The organism is Nocardia sp. NPDC060249, assembly GCF_042728755.1.
In the GTDB taxonomy this organism is placed as follows: Bacteria; Actinomycetota; Actinomycetes; order Mycobacteriales; family Mycobacteriaceae; genus Nocardia.
On sequence record NZ_JBHXAQ010000004.1, the window covers coordinates 74,642 to 94,540 of the forward strand.

General features: G+C 69.6%; 14 protein-coding genes. 6 read left to right on the forward strand and 8 right to left on the reverse strand.

Going from position 1 to position 19,899, the window contains the following annotated elements; translation table 11 throughout:
• Positions 1-42 precede the first annotated feature (42 nt).
• Both ACFWFP_RS17340 and ACFWFP_RS17345 read left to right on the forward strand, forming a co-directional pair.
• Positions 43-213 (forward strand): DUF2613 domain-containing protein, encoded by a 171-nt coding sequence (locus ACFWFP_RS17340; RefSeq protein WP_022566695.1) that lies wholly within the window; start codon positions 43-45, stop codon positions 211-213.
• Positions 194-4,534: an alpha-(1->3)-arabinofuranosyltransferase gene (locus ACFWFP_RS17345; RefSeq protein WP_379296786.1), complete on the forward strand. Its 4,341-nt coding sequence runs from the start codon at positions 194-196 to the stop codon at positions 4,532-4,534. The genes ACFWFP_RS17340 and ACFWFP_RS17345 overlap by 20 nt, the downstream gene beginning before the upstream one ends.
• Positions 4,535-4,541: 7 nt before the next feature.
• Here ACFWFP_RS17345 and ACFWFP_RS17350 read toward each other — a convergent pair whose 3' ends face one another.
• Positions 4,542-5,735 carry an acyltransferase family protein gene (locus ACFWFP_RS17350; RefSeq protein WP_379296145.1) on the reverse strand — a complete coding sequence of 398 codons (1,194 nt, stop codon included), beginning with the start codon at positions 5,733-5,735 and terminating at the stop codon, positions 4,542-4,544.
• 146 nt (positions 5,736-5,881) lie between these two features.
• On the opposite strand from ACFWFP_RS17350, the gene ACFWFP_RS17355 reads away from it, so the two are divergent.
• Positions 5,882-7,072, forward strand: a complete 1,191-nt coding sequence (locus ACFWFP_RS17355; RefSeq protein ID WP_379296147.1) for a DUF3068 domain-containing protein — start codon at positions 5,882-5,884, stop codon at positions 7,070-7,072.
• A gap of 86 nt (positions 7,073-7,158) precedes the next feature.
• Here the strand turns inward: ACFWFP_RS17355 and ACFWFP_RS17360 are convergent, their stop codons facing one another.
• Positions 7,159-8,343, reverse strand: coding sequence for a polysaccharide biosynthesis protein (locus ACFWFP_RS17360; RefSeq protein ID WP_379296149.1), 1,185 nt, complete (start codon positions 8,341-8,343; stop codon positions 7,159-7,161).
• A 209-nt stretch (positions 8,344-8,552) separates the two neighbouring features.
• Between ACFWFP_RS17360 and ACFWFP_RS17365 the strand changes: the two genes are divergently transcribed.
• On the forward strand, positions 8,553-10,394 hold the full coding sequence (locus ACFWFP_RS17365; protein ID WP_379296151.1) for a hypothetical protein: 1,842 nt from the start codon (positions 8,553-8,555) through the stop codon (positions 10,392-10,394).
• On the opposite strand, the gene ACFWFP_RS17370 is transcribed toward ACFWFP_RS17365, so the two are convergent.
• On the reverse strand, positions 10,391-11,557 hold the full coding sequence (locus ACFWFP_RS17370; protein WP_379296153.1) for a glycosyltransferase family 4 protein: 1,167 nt from the start codon (positions 11,555-11,557) through the stop codon (positions 10,391-10,393). The genes ACFWFP_RS17365 and ACFWFP_RS17370 overlap by 4 nt on opposite strands.
• Before the next feature lie 330 nt (positions 11,558-11,887).
• On the opposite strand from ACFWFP_RS17370, the gene ACFWFP_RS17375 reads away from it, so the two are divergent.
• On the forward strand, positions 11,888-12,688 hold the full coding sequence (locus ACFWFP_RS17375) for a methyltransferase domain-containing protein (protein WP_379296155.1): 801 nt from the start codon (positions 11,888-11,890) through the stop codon (positions 12,686-12,688).
• Here the strand turns inward: ACFWFP_RS17375 and ACFWFP_RS17380 are convergent, their stop codons facing one another.
• Positions 12,689-12,985 (reverse strand): hypothetical protein, encoded by a 297-nt coding sequence (locus ACFWFP_RS17380; RefSeq protein ID WP_056823697.1) that lies wholly within the window; start codon positions 12,983-12,985, stop codon positions 12,689-12,691.
• Between the two features lie 211 nt (positions 12,986-13,196).
• On the opposite strand from ACFWFP_RS17380, the gene ACFWFP_RS17385 reads away from it, so the two are divergent.
• Positions 13,197-14,645: an aldehyde dehydrogenase gene (locus tag ACFWFP_RS17385; RefSeq protein ID WP_379296157.1), complete on the forward strand. Its 1,449-nt coding sequence runs from the start codon at positions 13,197-13,199 to the stop codon at positions 14,643-14,645.
• Between the two features lie 59 nt (positions 14,646-14,704).
• Here the strand turns inward: ACFWFP_RS17385 and ACFWFP_RS17390 are convergent, their stop codons facing one another.
• The 4 genes from ACFWFP_RS17390 to ACFWFP_RS17405 all read right to left on the reverse strand — a co-directional run bounded on the left by ACFWFP_RS17390 (position 14,705) and on the right by ACFWFP_RS17405 (position 19,816).
• Positions 14,705-14,884 carry a hypothetical protein gene (locus ACFWFP_RS17390; RefSeq protein WP_379296159.1) on the reverse strand — a complete coding sequence of 60 codons (180 nt, stop codon included), beginning with the start codon at positions 14,882-14,884 and terminating at the stop codon, positions 14,705-14,707.
• Between the two features lie 236 nt (positions 14,885-15,120).
• Positions 15,121-16,950 (reverse strand): phosphoenolpyruvate carboxykinase (GTP), encoded by a 1,830-nt coding sequence (locus ACFWFP_RS17395; protein ID WP_379296161.1) that lies wholly within the window; start codon positions 16,948-16,950, stop codon positions 15,121-15,123.
• Positions 16,951-17,199: 249 nt separating this feature from the next.
• Complete coding sequence (locus tag ACFWFP_RS17400) at positions 17,200-18,720, reverse strand: hypothetical protein (RefSeq protein WP_379296163.1); 1,521 nt, start codon at positions 18,718-18,720, stop codon at positions 17,200-17,202.
• Positions 18,707-19,816, reverse strand: coding sequence for a hypothetical protein (locus tag ACFWFP_RS17405; RefSeq protein WP_379296165.1), 1,110 nt, complete (start codon positions 19,814-19,816; stop codon positions 18,707-18,709). The genes ACFWFP_RS17400 and ACFWFP_RS17405 overlap by 14 nt, the downstream gene beginning before the upstream one ends.
• Between the last annotated feature and the right edge of the window lie 83 nt (positions 19,817-19,899).

The following is a 19,899-nucleotide window of genomic DNA, read 5'->3' on the forward strand; positions in this document are numbered from 1 at the left end:
GGCCGGAGACAGGCCCCGTCGTCGAGCGTATTGGAGTGCGCGATGAAGTTTGCTGTTCCGGCTGTTGCCAGCGCGGTCGGCGGCGCCCTGCTGAGCGCGATCGCCGTCTTCGCCATCACGGCGGCGGTGCAGCAGAACACGGCGCCCTCGATCGACCGCAGCGGTGACAAGGACTCGTCGCTGCTCAACGCCCCTGAATACGGCAGCCGCTGAGGCCGACGCCCGCGCGTCACGCCCCGCATCGGGGCAACCGGACAGGGCGCCACTGGGTTGGCGCTGGCTCGTCGGCTCGGTAGTAGCCGCCTTCGTACTGACCTTCGCGCAGGCGCCCGGCCTCACCGTCGCCGATACCAAATACGACCTCGCGCAGAACCCCCTCGGGTTCCTCGCGCGAGCGTCGCATCTGTGGAGCAGCCAGGCCCCGATGGGCCAGGTCCAGAACCAGGCCTACGGCTATTTCTTCCCGCACGGCACGTTCTTCTCGGCGGGTCACCTGCTGCACCTGCCCGCGTGGGTCACCCAGCGTGTCTGGTGGGCGCTGCTGCTGCTCGCCGGGTTCTGGGGCATCGTCAAGCTGTGCGAAACGCTCGGCATCGGCTCGCGCGGGTCACGGGTGATCGCGGGCATCGCGTTCGCGTTGTCGCCGCGGGTACTGACCACGCTCGGCTCGATCTCCTCGGAAACCCTGCCGATGATGCTGGCGCCGTGGGTGCTGCTCGCGCCCGCGGCACTGGGCACGGCGATCAAACGGCGGCGCGGCGGCCCGCTCTCGCCGGCGGGGAGCGCATTCGCGCTGGCGTTGATGGGATCGGTGAACGCTGTCGCGACGGTGGCGGCGTTCCTGCCCGCGGCACTGTGGTGGGCAACCTATCGGCCGAATCGGCAGTGGTGGCGGTTCACCCGAGCGTGGATTCCGCTGCTGGTCCTCGCCACCTTCTGGTGGGTGGTGCCGCTGCTGTTGCTCGGCAAGGTGAGTCCGCCGTTCCTCGACTTCATCGAGTCGTCGGGGGTGACGACGCAGTGGGCCGCGTTGAGCGAGGTGCTGCGCGGGACCGACAGCTGGACGCCGTTCGTCTCGCCGGAACGAATCGCCGGCGCGGTGCTGGTGACCCAGCCCGCCGCGGTGCTCGCGACCGGCCTGCTCGCGGCGGCGGGAATGGCCGGGCTCGCGCGGTCGACGATGCCGTATCGGGGCAGGTTCGCCCTGATCCTGTGCGTGGGACTCGCGGGAATCTGCGCGGGCTACGTCGGGACGCTCGGTGGGCCGTTCGCCGAATCGGTGCGGATCTTCCTCGACTCCGGCGGTGCGCCGCTGCGAAATGTGCACAAGCTCGAACCGCTGATCCGGCTGCCGCTGGTGGTGGGGCTGGCGCATCTGCTCGGCCGGGTGGCCCTGCCCGCATCCGTGCCGATGCCGGTGTGGCGCAGCTCCTTCGCCCATCCCGAGCGTGACCGGCTCGTCGCGGTCGCCGCGCTGGTCCTGGCCGCGCTCACCCTCGCGACCTCACTGGCGTGGACCGGACGGCTGGCCCCGCGCGGCGCCTACGACCGGGTGCCCGCCTACTGGACCGACACCGCCGACTGGCTGGCCGACAATGCCGCCGACACCCGCGCGCTGGTGGTACCCGGCGCGCCGTTCGGCAGCCAGATCTGGGGACTCACCCGCGACGAACCACTGCAGGCCCTGGCGAGCACCCCCTGGGCCGTGCGTGATTCGGTTCCCCTGAACCCGCCGGGCACGATTCGCGCGATGGACTCGGTGCAGCGGCTGATCGCCGACGGCAGGCCGTCGACCGGTCTGGCCGCCACCCTCGCCGACCAGGGCATCGGAATCCTGGTGTTGCGCAACGACCTCGACCCCGAGACCTCCCGCTCGACGCGTCCGATGCTGGCGCACCGCGCGATCGAGGGCTCGCCGGGCTTCACCAAGGTGACGTCGTTCGGTGCGAACATCGGACCGCGCGCGGCGGACGCGGGACTGGTGGTCGACAACGATCTCCAGCCCGCCTACCCGGCCGTCGAGATCTACCGGGTCGATGTCCCGCCGCCCGGCACGCCCGTCCACGTGCGCAGCGGCACCGGCGCGCCACCCGCGTTCCCCGGCGCGTACACGGTCCCACTGGACTCGACGCCCGTGGTCCGAGGTGGCCCCGAAGTGCTGGAACGAGTGCGTCGTGACGGAGAGAACCCTACGGCGCCCGTGCTTCTCGAGGCCGACGCGCGACGCGCCGGGTTGCCGCCGCGACCCGTGCTGCTGACCGACACCCCGATGGATCGTGAGTCCGATTTCGGCCGGGTCGACAACCACAACTCCGCGATCCGCGCCGCCGACGACGCCCGGCGCACCCACAACCTGGTCGCCGACTACCCGGTCGAGGGCGCCGAACTCGTGCAGGGCGAATGGTCGGGTGCGAAGGTCACCGCGTCCAGCTCGGCCTCCGACGCCACCCAGATCGGCGGAGCCGCGCCCGGCAGCTCCACCGCGGCCGCCGTGGACGGCGATCCGAGCACCGCGTGGATCAGCAATGGTTCCGAATCCGCCCTCGGGCAATGGATCCGGCTCGATCTGGACAAGCCGATCGCCAGCGGCTCGCTGCGCTTCACCACCACGGCGGCGGCGCTGGGTGATCCGGTGAAGTGGGTCGAGGTCCGCACCTCGCGCGGGACGGTGTCGGCGCGCATCACCGAACCCGGTGAGCCGCTGTCCGTCGCGCTGCCCGCGGGCAGATCCGACTGGGTGATGATCACCGCCGCTCGCACCGAAACCGGTACTCGTGGCGGGCAATTCGGAATCAGCGAACTCACGCTCGACGACTACTCCAACCGGGACGCGCCGGAACGCGTGGATATCCGGCACCGGGTGGTGCTGCCCGATGTCGCCGCGGGGACCGTCGTCAGCGGGTGGGATCTCGGACAGGAATTCCCCGGTCGCGGTAACTGTTTCGACGGTCCCGACCGCGTGCACTGCAGCAAGGGGCTCGGGCTGCCCGCCGAGGAGCCGGGCGTCTTCGGGCGCACCCTGTCGGTGCCGGAACCACTCACCGTCGGGACCGACCTCACCGTGCGCACCCGGCCGGGGCCCGTGCTGGAAGCCTTGCTCACCGACCCGACCAGGCCGGTGGCCCGAGGGCAGGCCGATGTCGCCGACCTGCGCGGCGCCGCCTTCGCCGCGACCGACGGCGATCCGAAGACCACCTGGACCGCACCCGAGTCCACCGTGCGTGAACCGGCGGGCGGCAAACCCACTCTGGTACTGGAACTTCCGGAACCGGCACTGGTGACCGGACTCGACATCACCACCGCGCTCGGCGGCTTACCCGCGACAGCCACCTCCGTCGCGGTGAACATGGGCAACGGCCCGCAGATCCGCGAACTGCCCGAACGCGAACACGGCGAACCGGCCCGAATCTCGCTGTACCCCACCGAAACCGATCGCATCGAGATCAGCATCCAGAGCTGGAACGAGGTGCTCGACCGCACGGCGCTCGGCTTCGTCCTCACCCAGCCCACCGGCCTGGCCGAGGTCGACGTGCTCGGTCCCGAATATCCCGCCCACGCGCCCGGCGACCGGCTGATCACCATCGGCTGCGAGGCGGGGCCGGTGATCGCCATCGGCGGACGCGCCGTGCACACCACGATCACCGCCACCGCCGACGAACTCCGTTCGGGTGCACCGGTTTCCGCGCAACCCTGCCCCGAGGACGCGGCCGACATCGAACTCCTCCCCGGCCACCCCGACCTCACCGTGGCCCCCACCGAACTCTTCACCGTCGACCGCCTGCGCCTCCCCCGCACCGACCCCTACCCCGGAAAAACCACCACCCCGCCCGCCGATGCCACCCCGGAGAACTCCACCGGCCTCGATGAAACCACGACCGCACCTCCCGAAGCCTCCCCCGAGAACCCCGCCGGGCTCGACGAAACCCCCGAGGCCACGCGAGAGAACCCCGCTGATCCAGCTTCGGGTACTCAGGTGCTCGTCCTACCGCTGAGCACCAATGTCGGCTGGCAAGCGCACACCGCTGACGGTCGGGAACTGTCGCCCCTCGTTATCGACGGCTGGCAGCAGGCTTGGCTCGTTCCGCCCGGAACCAGCGGGGAGATCACGGTGTCGTTCCCGGCGGACCGCTGGTATCGACTGGCGATCTTCGGCGGGCTACTGCTGCTGATTCCCCTTGTTCTGCTTGCTGTTCCGCGCCGACGTGCGGTGCCCGATGCCGGTCCGGCTCCGGGCACCTGGGGTACAGCGTGGGTCGCGGCGATCGGGCTGACGGGAGTCGTCGCCGTCATCTCGGGGCCGTTCGGTGCGGGATTCACGCTGATCGCGCTGGGCTGCAACTACTTCCGGCCCGCACTCACGGCTCGTACGCTGCCCTGGCTCGCGGGCCTCGGGACGCTGATCTCGGCGGCCGCCCTGTCGACCGGGACCTGGCGCTCCGGCACCGAATACATGGGCGGTTCGCTGTGGGCCCAGGCACCAGCCGTCATCGCGGTCGTCGCCGTGGGGGTGGCGGCACTGCCCCGCCGCCGCTGAGCGCGGCTCAGCGCACCGCCGGACGCCCCACCGATTCCGGCCCGTGTTCCGCGACTCGCGCGGACCCGGCCCGCCGATCCCAGCGGGCCGCCCAGCTGCGGGCCGGCTCCTCGATCAGGGCGAAGCTCGCGGCGGCCAGCGGGAGCGTGAGCGCGGTGGTCAGGGTGATCACGAAGAGGAAGTCACCGTTGAAGGGCATGATGCCGAAGACCGGGAAGACCACGGTGAGCACCACCAGGTGCCACAGGAAGATGCCGTAGGACCAGCGGCCGAGGAGCGCGGCGGTGCGCGTTTCCAGCCAGCGGTGCGGGGCGCCGGATCGACGCAGCACCAGGGGTGCGAGCAGGCAGAACCCAAGGATCATGCCCAGCACCATCTTCATCGCGTACTGCCACGGTTGCGCGCGTTCCAGACCGGCCGGGCCGCCGAACTCGGTCGCCGAGAGCAGGAACGCGGCGAGCGCCACCGCCCACATCAGCGGTTGACTCGACAGCACTCGCGCCCATCGGGCATCGGGTCGCACGAGGTGGATCAGTTCGGCCAGCAGCATGCCCGCCGCGAACCACGGCAGATAGGCGGGCAGCCAGTTGTCGGAGTGGATCGCGTCCGGCGTCGGGATCGGCCACAGATTCCAGGTCAGGCACACCGCGACCAGTCCGCACAGCACCGGCACCCGCCATCGCGCCGCGGGGCCGCGCAGTCGCACCACCAGCCAGGCCAGCACCGGCAACACCAGGTAGAAGGCCATCTCCACCGACAGGCTCCACATCTGGGTGAGCCCATCGGTCAAGGTCAACGGCACGAACACCTGCAGCAGGAACAGATTCGACACCCACACCCGCAGGTTCGCCGAATGCGCCGCACCGGGCAGCAACAGCAGCACGAACACCACGACGACCCAGTACGCGGGCATCACCCTGGCCACCCGGTGCAACAGATAGCGCGAGGTCCGCGGCGCGCGGCCGAACCCGTGCGCGGCCGCCGCGTGCGGGCGCCACAGCAGGAAACCCGACAGCGCGAAGAACACCGCGACCGCCATATCGAAGCGTTCCAGCATCGGCCCGAGGACCGGTATCCGGCTCGTTCCGGTCTGGAACGCGACGTGCGTGACCAGCACGCCGAGCGCCGCCATCCCGCGCATCCCTTCGAGGGCGGGAATGAAGGCGCGCGGGGGCGGAACGGGGGCGGGGGCGGTCGTCATCGAGGTCCAGTCTGCCGTGTCGGCGATTTCCACGGCACAGCGCCGCACCTTCGGGGCCTGGGCTGTTAGTGTCGGGGCTCACGAGTGCCTGTGGTGCAATACCAGACCACCGGGCCATCCGTGTTCGAACGACGAGGAGAGTTTGCATGGCACTGAGTGCCGGTACCAGAAGAACGGTCGCCTGCGTGCTCGTGGGTCTGGGTGCGGCGTTACTCGTCGCCGCGCTGATGATCCCCACCTACACGGTGAGCAAAGTCGCCAAGACTCCACTCGATCTCGAGATCACGACGATCGCGGAGAACCAGAAGGGCGAGGAGAGCCTCGTCCTCGACTCCAAGTCGTTGACCTCCGGTGACGGTGCCGCCGTGGTGAACAAGGATGTGCCGCTGATCTCCCAGCGTTTCGTCACCGTCGAGGAGCCCTCCGACGCCGACGAGATGACGCTGCAGGCAGGTCAGACGCTGCGGCGCACCGACGTGCAGGGCGATACCGGCCTGCTCACCGCCGCCATCGACCGTGTCACCATCTCGCGCACCACCGGCATGCCGGTGGACACCAACCCCAACGGGTCGATCGCGGTGACCGTGAACAAGGACGGCAGCGTCATGGAGCCGGTGCAGCACACCGGCCTCGGCTACCGCTTCCCGATCGGCACCGAGAAGAAGACCTACCCGTACTTCGACATCAACGTGCGCAAGTCCTTCGACGCGAACTTCATCGAAGAGACCGAGATCAACAACATGAAGGTGTACCGCTTCCAGATGGAGGCGCCGGTCACCAGCACCTGGGACGTCGTGCAGTCGCCGACCAACCGGCTCACCCTGCCCGCCGCCAAGTGGGGCGTGGAGGGCGGCGACACCCCCGTCACCATGACGCGCTACTACACCAACGTGCGTGACCTGTGGGTCGAGCCGCAGACCGGCACCGTGATCAAGGGTGGGGAATCGATCCACCTGTTCTACGCGCGGTCCGGGGACAAGCCCGAGGTGACCGCGCTGAAGTCGCACCTGGTGTTCGACGAGGCGACCGTGGAGTCGCAGATCGCCATCGCCAAGGAGAACACCGACAAGCTCTCGCTGTTCGGGCGTGTGGTGCCGATCGTGTTCGGCGTGCTCGGTGTGCTGGCGCTGCTGGCGGGGTTGTTCCTCGGGCTGCGTGGCGGTGGCACCGCGGCCCATGCGAGTCCGCGGGGGTCGCGTCCGACGCCCGCGCCCACCGCCGCACCCGATGACACCGCGGCGACTCGGTGGGACGGCGACGACGCGCCGACTACGCAGTTCCCCCGCGGGGACTACGACGCTCCTACCGAGCAGATCGACATCGACAAACGTCCCTAGGCGGACACGCTCGGCAACAGCCCCGGTCTTCGGCCGGGGCTGTTGTGTTTTCCGGGACACCCGCAACCGAAACCTGGCGGGTTCGGTCAGCTCAGGACCGGGTTCGCCGGAGCCGGGTGGGTGCGGGCCGCGCGCAGAACGACGACGGCGACGATCGTGGTGGTGACGGCGGCTACGGAGACCGCCGTGCCGATCAGGGATTCGATCGTGCGCGCGAAGGCGAGCATCAGGGTCACCTCGACGGCCAGACCGATCCAGGTGACGGCGGCCAAGGCGGTGCGTTCGACCGCGATGGCCGAGAGCAGGGCGCCCTGCAGGACCGCCAGGATCGCACCGTGCAGGGCGAACAGCCACAACAGGCCCTGGATGGGGGCGTAGTCGGCGCCGGCGAACAGGGGGGCCAAGGGGGCGGCCAGCGCGGCGCCGAGCACCGCGACGACGCCGATCACCGACAGCACCGTCAGTGCGTCGCGGATCGCACGGGCGGAATGGGTGGGCTGGGCCATCCGCGGATACAGCACAACGCCGACTGCTTGCGGCAGCCAGAACGCGATCTTGGTGGCGATGGTGCCCAGCGAATAGCGGCTCGCGTCGACCTCGTCGAGGACGATGCGGACCACGATCAGGTCCACCGAGGACAGCGCCATCAGCGCCGCCTGGACCTGTACGGCACGTAACACCGGCAGGACACCGACGGCCTTGGTCGTATCGGCCGCCGGTTCTCCGCTGTTCCCTGCAGCACCGCTGTCATCGGTCGTCGAGCGCGCGATGCGCCCGGCGACGAACGCCGCGCCGACGATGCCCGCCGCTCCCGCCCACAGCGCACCGGCCGCACCGCCGCCCAGCGCGAGCGCGAGCAGCGCGGGCACCACTCGTGCCGTGCCCGCCATCGCCAGCACGGTGGCGAGCGCACGGAAGTGATTGCCGCCCTGCAGAATTCCCTGCTCACCCGAGAGGATCACCAACGCGGGCGCCGCGCCCAGTGCGGCGGCAGCGGCCCACACGCCCACGTCGAGCACCACGGCCACCACCGGAATCAGCACCACCGCGACAGCGGCGACCATCGCGGCGCACCGCCACATCATCGCCCGCACAGCGCGCAGCGACGCCCCGCGCACCACTTCTCTGGCCACCACGTTCTGCATGGCCAGGGCGGGGACCGCGCACAGCAACTGCACCGCGAGCAGACTCGCGAACTCGCTGTACCCCTCGACTCCCAACCAGCTCGCCGCCAGCAATTGCAGCAGGTAGCCGGCGACGTTGGCGGTCATGGCGCCAGCCGTCACCCAGGTCAGATCGGCAACGACAGGCGGACGGCGGACTGAGGGCACGCCTCATGGTCGCACTTCACTGTGTTCGCCATCACGCCAACCCCACAAATGTGAGTCCGAGCGGACTCACCTTCGCGCGATTCGCCCCCGAACAGCGCGTATTCGCCCTCGGCCACGGTGCGGCCCGACGGGACGTAAGGTGCGTGGACGTGACGAGTAGCGGGCGAGCAAGGGCCTTGGTGGCCGGATACTGCGCTCTGCTCACGATGATCATCGTCGGACCGCTCGCCGGATCGGGCTATCTGCTGCTGCGCGACGCGGTGAGCACCCCGCGTTCCTTCCTCACCGATTCGGCGCTCGGCGTCGGCGCGGCCGCACCCCGCGCCGTTCCGCAGGACGCCGTGCTCGCCGTGCTCTCGCCGGTGATCGACGGCGGCATCCTCGTGAAGGCGATCCTGATCGTCGCGCTGTGGTCGGCCGGATACGGCGCGGCGGTACTCGCGCGACGATTCGTCTCCGCGTCTACCGGAGCACAACTGGTCGCCGCGACCCTCGCGTTGTGGAATCCCTATGTCGCGGAACGACTTCTCCAAGGCCATTGGAGCCTGCTCGCCGGTTACGCCGCGCTCCCCTGGACCGCGCTCGCCGCCGCCCGCATCCGAACAGCCACCAGCAGAACAGAATCCGACGACAACGCGGTGGGCCGCCGATTCGGAGCGGTCGGGTCTTTCGGTGGGTGGGCGGCGCTGACCGCGAGTTTCGCCGCTGCCGGGTTGACGCCGACCGGGTCGTTGCTGGCCGCCGTGATCGGCCTCGCGCTGGTCGGGCGGCGGGCCTTTCTCCCCGCCGTCGTGCTGTGGATCCTGACCTGTGCGCCCTGGCTCACCGCGACCGCGCTCGGATCGGGGGCCGAGCCGTCGGACCCGGCCGGGGTCTCGGCGTTCGCGGCACGAGCCGAACCGTGGCTCGGCACGCTCGGCAGCCTCGCCGGGCTGGGTGGGATCTGGAACGGCGAAGCGGTCCCGGCGAGCCGCACGACCCCGCTCGCCCTGGTCGGCACGCTGTTGCTGCTCGGCATCGTGGCATGCGGGGTACGCGCGGTATGGGCGCTCGGACGCGACGGGCGAGCGCTGCTGGTGATCGCGGCGGTGGCGATCGTGCTGCCCGCCCTAGGTGCGACCAACTGGGGGCTGGCCGCCGGGGAATGGCTGGTGGTGCACGTTCCCGGCGCCGGGCTGCTGCGGGATACGCAGAAGTACGTGGCGCTGGCGATGCCCGCCTACGTGCTGTGCGCGGCGGCCGCCTGCCGAACCGTCACCGTGGCAGCCCGCCGGATACTGGCCCACGACGCGGACGCTGCTGTCATCAACGGGCCCACGGCAATTCGCGATGATCGGGCCGGTTTCCGCCCCGCCGCAATCCTTTTCGTACTTCTCCTCACGCTTCCGCTGGCCGACCTCGCCTGGGGAGTCGGCGGCGCCATGCGACCCGCCCACTACCCGGCGGGCTGGCAACAGGTCGTCGACCACATCGACGCTCCCGGCGACGTAGCGGTACTTCCCGCCGGGATGTTCCGCCGATTCCCTTACAGCGGAACCGCTCCCGTCCTCGACCCGGCTCCCCGCATCCTCCCCAACGACGTCCTGCAAACCGGCGAACTCCGCGTCCGCGGCTACGCGGTGACCGGCGAGGGCAACCGCGCCCGCGCCGTCGAGCGAGCACTACTCGACGGCGCCCCGGCCACCGAACTAGCGGCCCTCGGCGTCGGCTGGATCCTGATCGAACGCACCACCCCCGGCCCGCTCGGCTCCTCCGAGAAAACTCTCGCCACGGCCGAGTTGACGTTCCAGGACGAAGACCTGGCCCTCTACCGCGTCCCTTCCCCGGCCCTTCTCGACATCGCCACCCCGGCCCAGCGCCGAATCTCCGCCGCGGCCCACCTCCTCTGGGCGACCCTGCTGCTCACCGGACTGATCGCCGCGGCACTGCGCCCGGATCGGACGAGCGCCCGGCGAGCGGATCGAGCGGCAGCCGGGAACCGGCTCGACTAGACCCGGGCCGGGGAGACCAATCCGCTGACGGTGCGCCCGCGCGCGGCGGCGGCGAGGACCTCGTAGACACCGGCACCGGTCTGTTCCCAGGAGAACTCGTTGGCGCGGGCTCTGGCCTTTTCACCCATCATCTGGCGGGTCTCCGGGTCGGCCAGGAGGTCACCGGCGGCAGTGGCCAGCGCTGCGGCGTCGTCGACCAGAAGGCCGGTGACGCCGTCGACGATCGAGTCGGTGAGGCCTCGGGAACTGCGGTAACCGATGGTGGGGACGCCGTGCTGGGCGGCCTCGATGACAGCCAGACCCCAGCCTTCCTTGCGCGAGGGCATCACGTGGACCCAGGCCGTAGAGAGGATCTCGTGTTTGCGGCGTTCGTCGACGTGGCCGTGGAAGGTGACGGCGTCGGCGATGCCGAGGTCGTCGGCGCAGGCGCGCAGGTTGGGGGCCCACCAGCCGTCGCCGATGACGTCGAGGTGCACGTCGGGGAAGCGTTCGCGCAGGTGCGCGACCGCGGTGAGAGCGTCTTCGATCTGCTTGTGCGGGACGAGGCGCGACAGGACCGCGATGCGCGGGTGGGTGGCGCGGGTGGCGTCGTCGCCGGGGACGACCTCGGCGGGGACCGGTTCGGCACCGTTGCGGACCACGGCGATGCGCTCACGGTCGACACCGAGCACCGACAGCTCCTCGGCCGACGGTAGCGACACGGTGAGGTACTGGTTGTCGCGGTGCACGCGCGGGGACAGCGTGGATTCGATCCACCAGCCGATCCGCCCGACCAGGCGACCGGCGACCGGCCACTGCTCACGGTGCCCGTGATGCACCAGTACCACCGAGGGCACGCCCGTCGCGGTGGCGAAGAAGGGAATGCCGTTCTGGGTGTCGATCACGACGTCGGGGCGCAGGCCGCGCAGCGGGCCGACACCGAGCCGACCGGCCACGATGGCGGCGAGCGCGCGGGGGTACACGGTGAAGCGCCCGCCCGCGCGACTGATGTCGATGCCGTCGATCCGCTCACGCCTGGGGGCACCCGGGTAACCCGCCGTACGCAGGGTGACCTTGATGCCACGCGCGGCCAGCTGGGCGCCTACCTGCTCCAGATACCGTTCGCTGCCGCCACCCTGTGGGTGCCCGGTGTCACGCCAGCAGAGTAGGAGGACTTCACGCACGGTCGGGGCTCGCATTCGGTTCGGTGGCAGACAAACGTCGGCCCCCACACTAGCGGGTGTGCTCCACGCAACACCGCCGTATCGACAGCGCCCGCCCAGATCAGCCCGTCGCCCCCGAGCTGCCCCCGTGAAGACGAACCCGGCGGAATCACCCGATCGAACCCGATCCAGTCAGTTTTTCCGACTCCACAACGCCGAAATAGGTGATTGCGCCAAGACCCCACCGATCTCCACCCCGACCAACGCCCACAACCACCCCGAACCCACCCCACCCACCCAACGCCCCCACCACCAGCCGCGACCGAAGGGTCTGCCCATAAACTCCTGCCCGTGCCGACCGCCACCCTGCCGACCACCGAACAGCCCGTCCTCCGACGCGACCGATCGAGGTTCGCGCGCCGGGCCACGCTGCGCCGCTCGCTGCGCCTGCTCACCAGCTTCCGCTTCGAGCAGTCCGACCCGGCCCGCTTCTACGGCGGGATCGCCACCGACAGCGCCGAGCTGATCGGCGACTTCTACGCCGACATCACCGGCCGCGACCTCACCGGCACCGTGGTTCTCGACGTGGGCGGCGGCCCCGGTTACTTCGCCGACGAGTTCACCGCGGTGGGCGCACGCTACGTCTCGGTGGAGCCCGACCCGTCGGAGATGCACGCGGCCGGGCTGCGGGTCTCGGGTTCGGTGCGCGGATCGGGGATGGCGCTGCCGTTCCGAGACAACTCGTTCGACGTCTGCTTCTCCTCCAACGTCGCCGAGCACGTCCCGCAGCCGTGGCTGATGGCGGACGAGATGGTGCGGGTGACCAAGCCCGGCGGCCTCATCGTGTACTCGTACACGGTGTGGCACGGACCGTTCGGTGGGCACGAGACCGGCCTCTGGCACTACCTCGGTGGCGAGTACGCGGCCCGCCGGTACCGGCGCAAGAACGGACACGAACCGAAGAACAGGTTCGGCCGATCACTGTTCGCGGTGACAGCGGCGGATGGGTTGCACTGGGCAGCAACGACTTCAGCCGATGTGCGGACTATTTTTCCGCGCTATCACCCACACTGGGCCTGGTGGCTCGTCCGAGTTCCGGTCGTTCGCGAGCTACTGGTCAGCAATTTGGTAGTGGTGGCTACCAAAGCATGATCACGCCAGCCAGCTCAAGCGCCGCGACCTCCGCATCGGCTCGGGTAACACCCTGACCCACGGCGATTCCTGAATCGCCAGGCCTACGGTCTCCAACGTGGTCAGGCCGACCTGATCGGCCAGCGCGCCGACCATCGCGACCGCCTCAGCGGCCTGAATAGCGGCAGTCGCCTGCTCGATCGTGAGTGTGCGGCCTGGCAGGAAGGAGACAACCCATCCGCCACTGCCCACACTTTTCGCTTGATGGTCGGTCTGGTCGCTGGTCATCAACGATCGGCCGATCACTTGCACAGCCATGAGTCGGTCTCCCCAATTCGCTGTTAATGTCCGATGAATCGAGCGAGCTGATCAGTAGCTAAAGCATCCCCTTTTCACCAGCGGAACGCAATAGTGCGTTTCCCCGAAAAGCGAACCGACAGGTTGGAATTCGCAATCTTCACAGTCGTTGCGCCGCAGCGAATTAGAACAGGTTGCAGACAATTCGCCCGCAAAACTGTAACGTGTTCTCATGCACTACGACAGTCTGTTCATCGGCGGGAAGTGGACCACCCCGGCCGGTAGTGACCGCATTTCTGTGGTCTCCCCTGCAACGGAGGAGACCGTGGGCAGCGTGCCGGCGGTAACGAACGCCGATGTCGACGCCGCGGTCGCCGCGGCGCGCGACGCGTTCGACAGCGGGCCGTGGCCATCCACACCTCCACTGGAACGAGCGGAGGTACTCAGCAAGGTTGCGCGGCTGATCGAGCAGCGTTCGCCCGAATTGCTCGCCGCACTCACCGCGGAGATGGGCGCGCCGACGTTAGCGGCCTTGACACTCAACCAGATTCCCGCTGTCGCGGCACTCGACGCACTCGTCGAGCTCGCGAAGACGTTCGCCTGGAACGAGACCCGAGTCGGCCTGTTCGGAACCTCGCGTGTCTCACGGGAACCCCGCGGTGTCGTCGCCGCGATCACCGCCTGGAATGTCCCGTTGTTCCTCGCCGCGAACAAGCTCGGACCCGCGTTGCTGGCCGGCTGCACCGTGGTGCTCAAGCCCTCGCCACTGACTCCGCTGACCGCCAACCTCCTCGCCGACCTCTTCACCGAGGCGGGCCTGCCCGACGGCGTGCTCTCGGTACTGCCCGCCGACGCCGAGGCCAGCGAATACCTCGCGGGCCACCCCGGCGTCGACAAGGTGACCTTCACCGGCAGCACCCCGGTCGGCAGGAAACTGGCCGCACTGGCCGGTGCGCAGCTCAAGACCGTGTCGCTGGAGCTCGGCGGCAAGTCGGCCGCCATCGTGCTGCCCGACGTCGACCTCGCCGCCAGCATTCCCGTGCTCGCGTTCTCCGGGCTGATGAACAGCGGGCAGGGCTGCGTGGCGCAGACCCGAATCCTCGCGCCGCGCAGCCGCTATGACGAGATCGTCGAGGCGTTGGTCGCGCACGTCAAGACCATGCAGACCGGTGATCCGAGCGATCCCGCCACCCAGCTCGGCCCGCTGATCAGCGAAAAGCAGCGCGACCGCGTGGAGGGCTACATCGCCAAGGGCAAGGCCGAGGGCGCGCGACTGGTGCTCGGCGGCGGCAGGCCGGCGGGCGTCGACCGCGGCTGGTTCGTGGAGCCGACGATCTTCGCCGACGTCGACAACGCGAGCACCATCGCCCAGGAGGAGATCTTCGGCCCGGTGCTCTCGGTGATCCCGTACGAGACCGAGGACGAGGCCGTCGCCATCGCCAACGACTCCGACTACGGTCTCGCCGGTTCGGTGTGGACCACCGATATCGAGCACGGCGTCGAGGTCGCGGCCCGGATCCGCACCGGCACCTTCGCGATCAACTGGTACGCCTTCGACCCGACCGCACCGTTCGGTGGCTACAAGAACTCGGGCATCGGCCGCGAGAACGGCCCCGAGGGCCTCGACGCGTTCTGTGAGCAGAAGTCGGTCCTGATGCCCATGGGCTGGACCGCCGAGTAGTCCGGCATACGCACTCACACCAACGCGTGCGCATCACTTCGCTGGACCGACCCCACCTCCTAGTTATCCGGCATATGGACCCGCAGGACCGGCTGCGCGGCCACCTCACCCCGGGCGGGTAGGTCGACGACCTCGACCCGCCAGCCCGGGGGCAGAGCCCGCTCCAGTCGGCCCGCCACGCGCTGCATGGGCGTGCTCGAATAGGTGTCGGACTCGAATCCGGTCACCAGATCGGTCATGCGTCAAACCACCTCTCAGCGTCGATCTCGTCGTTGACCGCATGGCGGTGCAGGAGTCTCGCAGGGGTTTCAGCTCGAGAGGAAATATAGGCGACGGTTCCGCCGACGCCACCAGCGACTCTCTGACATCGACAGATGTACCCAGAAAGAGTTCACGGAAATCGTCGGACGAACCGTGAATACACAGAACCGCCCGTACCGAACGGTACGGGCGGTTCTTGTGTTCGCGGGGGGGATCAGCCCAGGCGCTCCTTGAGTGCCTCGAACTCGTCGCGCACGCCCGAAGGCAGCTTGTCACCGACGAACTCGAACCATTCCTCGATCGACGGGATCTCCTTGCGCCACTCGTCGGCGTTCACCGCGAGTGCCTCGTCGACATCGGCGGCGACCACATCGAGGCCGTCCAGGTCGAGATCGGCGGCGGAAGGCACATTGCCGACCGCGGTGGCCGTGGCGCCCGAGCGACCCTCGATGCGGCCGACGATCCACTCCAGCACGCGGGAGTTCTCACCGAATCCGGGCCACAGGAAGCGGCCGTCGTCGCCGCGACGGAACCAGTTCACGTAGAAGATCTTCGGCAGCTTGGTCGAGTCGGCGTTCTTGCCGAGGTCGATCCAGTGGTTGAGGTAGTCGCCCACGTGGTAGCCGAGGAACGGCAGCATCGCCATCGGGTCGCGGCGGACGGTGCCGACCTTGCCCTCGGCGGCGGCGGTCTGCTCCGAGCCCATGGTGGCGCCCATGAACACGCCGTGCTCCCAGCCGAACGACTCGGTCACCAGCGGAACGGTGGTCTTGCGGCGGCCGCCGAACAGGATGGCCGAGATCGGCACGCCCTGCGGGTCGTCCCACTCCGGCGCCAGGGTCGGGCACTGCGACATCGGCGTGCAGTAGCGCGAGTTCGGGTGCGCGGCGTGGCCCTCCGACTCGGGGGTCCAGTCGTTGCCCTTCCAGTCGATCAGGTGCTGCGGGTCGCCTTCGAGACCCTCCCACCACACATCGTTGTCGTCGGTCTGGGCGACGTTGGTGTACACGGTGTTGCCCGCGTCGATGGTGGCCATCGCGTTGGGGTTGGAGCTGTGGTTGGTACCCGGCGCGACGCCGAAGAAACCGAACTCCGGGTTCACGGCGTAGAGCTGACCGTCCTTGCCGAAACGCATCCAGGCGATGTCGTCGCCCAGGGTCTCCGCGCGCCAGCCGGGGATGGTCGGCTGGATCATCGCGAGGTTGGTCTTGCCACAGGCGCTCGGGAACGCGGCGGCGACGTAGTAGTTCTTGTTCTCCGGCGAGATCAGCTTGAGGATCAGCATGTGCTCGGCCAGCCAGCCCTCGTCGTGGGCCATCGCCGAGGCGATGCGCAGCGAGTAGCACTTCTTGCCCAGCAGCGCGTTGCCGCCGTAGCCCGAACCGAAGGACCAGATCTCCCGGTCCTCGGGGAAGTGGGTGATGTACTTGGTGTCGCTGCACGGCCACGGCACGTCGGCCTGGCCCGCGGCCAGCGGCGCGCCCACGGAGTGCAGCGCCTTCACGAACGGGCGGTCGGTGCCCAGCTTCTCCAGCGCGGCGGCGCCCATGCGGGTCATCACGCGCATCGAGACGACCACGTACTCGGAGTCGGTGATCTCCACGCCCAGCTTGGGGTCCTCGGCGCCGAGCGGGCCCATGCAGAACGGCACCACGTACATGGTGCGGCCCTTCATCGAGCCGCGGTACAGCTCGGTCATGGTGGCGCGCATCTCGGCGGGGTCGACCCAGTTGTTGGTCGGACCGGCGTCGGCCTCGGTGGCCGAACAGATGTAGGTGCGCGATTCGACGCGGGCCACATCGGAGGGATCGGACAGCGCGAGGAAGGAGTTCGGCTTCTTCTTCTCGTCTAACTGCTTGAACGTGCCCGCCTCGACCAGCTGAGTGGTCAGGCGATCCCATTCCGCGTCGGAGCCGTCGGCCCAGACCACGCGAGCGGGCTGAGTGAGCTCTGCGACTTCCTGTACCCAGGCGAGCAGTTCACTGTGCTCGGTCGGCGCCTTGCCGTCGGATCCACGAAGACCAGGAATGGTCGCTGAGGTCATGAAAACTCTCCTGAGATGGGCGGTTGTTCGATCCATCGATCGCCACCATGGGCGGGTAAGGCGTCCGCAGTGACCAACCGTCGCACAACCCCGATAGACGGCTAGGAAGGCCGTACACGGACGGTGGCCGCGCATCGACTGGCAAGAGCGGACGCCCAGGTTCCTGCCTCAAGGTTAACGCGATATGACGACCGATACGGCATCGGGCTCCCTAACAGGTACCCACAGGTGTACCAGTCAATCCCGCGCTCACAGCCGATCGAGCGTGGCAATGTCGCGCTCACAGGCCGTCAGCTGCGCGGGACGCTCCGCGACGAGCCTGCGCGCGAGCGCGTCGAGTTCGGTGACACGCCGATCGACGGCCACGGCCCGCGCCGTCGATTCCCGCACCACGTGCTCGGCCAGCTCGGCCTCGATGTCCACCAGCACTCCGGCGACACGCTGTTCGAGCTGGGCTTTGACATTCACCAATGCCTCGGAGACCCACTGGGCCATGTGGTTGCGTTCGGCGAGCTGGCCACGGGCGCGCACCACCCAGGCGGCCGCGCCGGCGCCGAGCAGCAGTGTCACCGGGACGCTCGCCACGTCGAGTGTCGGGACCAGCGACAGCGGCGCCACGATCAACCGGCCGAGACCGACACCGGCCGACGCGCCGAGGGCGATCATGAGGTGATCTTCGACACCTCGGTGTCTTTTGTCTGGATCTGGACCGACCCGCGGCGCCGGATCGCGTCGACGGGTGGCCGGCGCGGCGGTGCCGATCCGGCGGGCGGCCTCGATGACCCGCTCGGCGATGACGGCGTCGACCGAGACCGACAGTTCCCCGGCCGCCTGCTGCAAACGCTGGGGATAGGCACGCAGCTCGGCGCGGTCGCAGCGATCGAGTTCGGCGCGGGACCGGGTGTGCAGTGCGCGCACCATCGCGCCGAGCTCGGTGGTCAGGTCGACGCGGGCGAGCTGGACCTGGCTGCGCACGGCGGCGAGGCCGGTCTGGCGGCCGCCGTCGCGCTCGGCGACCAGCCCGATGCGTTCCTCTCTGATCCGGGCGGTGTCCGTGCCGGAGCGCAGGGCGGTGACCTGTTCGTCGATTCTCGCCCTGGTGTCGGCGAGCACCCGGGCGCGGACGGCGGTGCGGCGCTGGGCACCGTCGGCCGGTCCCTTCGCGGTGGCCGCGGCGAGGGTGGCGTGCAGTCCGGCCACGCCGGAGCGATCGAGCAGGGCCGAGTCGTCGGTGGCGCGGGCGGCGGCGGCCAGCCGGGCCGAGACAGCGACGATGTCGAGGTCGGTGATGCCGCGCGCGGCGAGCAGTTCGAGATTGCGGTCGCGGGTCGCGCGCCAGTCCTGATAGGCGTGAAAGCCGTTCATGGCGAGCAGGATTCGCTGGTCGGCCGCGCGCAGACGGTCGATCAGGGCAAACATGCCTGCCCCGAGCACACTGCCCGCGTCGAAGAGGATGAGCGCCGCGGCCGGGTCGTTGCCCGCGACGGGATCAGTCAGATCGATATGGGGTTCGAAGCGGGCGAGTTCGATGCGCAGCAGGGTGGTGTTGGCGTCGTCGGGGGCGTAGAAGTCGACGCTGCTGCCCTCCCCCGCGGCGGCCATCGCCCGGAGCAGGGCGCCACCCTGCGGATTCCACCGGTCGATCACCGCGTCCACCGCCTCGGGTAGGGCACCCGGGTCGTCGGCGGGCGCGGCACCCGGATCGCCGCTTCCGTTGCCCGCCACGTCGACGGCCGATCGTTGGCCGGGCGGGACCTCAGAGTCCGGCACTGGACATCCGTTCCCAGGCTCTGACATAGCCGTTGTGCACGCGCAGCGCGGCCCGCCTGGCAGCGGGGGGCATGTCACTGGACACGACGGCACGCCAGCGGGTGGCGCGGGCGAGCGCTTCGTCGGCATCGCCGGGCGCGGGCGACGGGTAGCCGGCGGCCAGGTGAGACACCTGCGGGCAGGCCAATCCGGCGCACAGACCGGCCCAGAGCGCTTCGTCGCCGGTGAGATACTGCTCGATCAGCTCGCGGGCGCGGCCACCGTCGCCGGGGACCGCGCGGGCGGCCAGCCTGGTCAGCTCGTCGAGCAGTTCGCCGCCGCGCACCGCTTCCACCTGCTCATATCGGCGGTGGACCAGCTTGTGCAGCGGATCGACCCCGCTCGCGGAGTGCAGGATCTGGATGATCGCCGACGCGGGCAGATCGGGATCGGCGCGCAGGGCCGACAGCGCGCAGTCCACGCCGTAGAGATCCCAGTTGGCGATCAGCCGCCTGCGCGCTTCCTGATCGGAGCCGACGCCGATGAACAGATCCGCGGCCAGCACCGACGGCACATCGGGGCCCACCGCGAGCCTGCGCAGGTCGCTCAGATCCTCGGCGCTCACCGCTCCCGCCCTGGTCCTGGCGGCCACCGAAGCCACGATCGGCACGATCGGCAGGCCGAGTTCCTGCGCGTGCCGCTGTGCCGCGGCCACGGCCTCGCCCCAGCGCGCGCCCACCGCGTCGGCCTTGTTGAGCACCACCACACCGCGTCCCTGCGGCACGGTCGCGAGCAGGCGATAGTCGGCGGCCTGCGGCGCACCGGCCAGCACGTAGATGACCAGATCACCGTCGAGGACCGGGTCGGGCAGCTCGGGTTGATCGACCGGCGCGGTCTCCTGCGCCGACAACAGAGCCAGCGCGGCCATCACGGTGGTCCGCCCGCTGAGCGCCCGCCCGGTGATCTGGATGTGCAGCGGACGACGGCGGCGCGCAGCCGCCGCGGCGAGCTGTTCGGCGATCCCCGGATCACCCCCGCGACCTGTACCTAGAACCGAGATCAGCGCGTCGAGCTGGTCCGCGGGTCGTGTCTGTGCGAATTCAGTGGCTGTCGGCATTGCGCACACCCCCTTTTCGGAGGGCATTGTGTCAGATCCTGGCCGAGCCGGGGCCGGGCGAACCTTCTGCCGACCTGGGCGGA

Bases quoted from the DNA above. Each gene is read 5' to 3' on its own strand.
- ACFWFP_RS17340 (WP_022566695.1), top strand. From the start codon at position 43: ATGAAGTTTGCTGTTCCGGCTGTTGCCAGCGCGGTCGGCGGCGCCCTG.
- ACFWFP_RS17355 (WP_379296147.1), top strand. From the start codon at position 5,882: ATGGCACTGAGTGCCGGTACCAGAAGAACGGTCGCCTGCGTGCTCGTG.
- ACFWFP_RS17360 (WP_379296149.1), bottom strand. From the start codon at position 8,343: ATGACCGCCAACGTCGCCGGCTACCTGCTGCAATTGCTGGCGGCGAGC.
- ACFWFP_RS17385 (WP_379296157.1), top strand. From the start codon at position 13,197: ATGCACTACGACAGTCTGTTCATCGGCGGGAAGTGGACCACCCCGGCC.
- ACFWFP_RS17405 (WP_379296165.1), bottom strand. From the start codon at position 19,816: ATGCCGACAGCCACTGAATTCGCACAGACACGACCCGCGGACCAGCTC.
- ACFWFP_RS17380 (WP_056823697.1), bottom strand. From the start codon at position 12,985: ATGGCTGTGCAAGTGATCGGCCGATCGTTGATGACCAGCGACCAGACC.
- ACFWFP_RS17395 (WP_379296161.1), bottom strand. From the start codon at position 16,950: ATGACCTCAGCGACCATTCCTGGTCTTCGTGGATCCGACGGCAAGGCG.
- ACFWFP_RS17350 (WP_379296145.1), bottom strand. From the start codon at position 5,735: ATGACGACCGCCCCCGCCCCCGTTCCGCCCCCGCGCGCCTTCATTCCC.
- ACFWFP_RS17390 (WP_379296159.1), bottom strand. From the start codon at position 14,884: ATGACCGATCTGGTGACCGGATTCGAGTCCGACACCTATTCGAGCACG.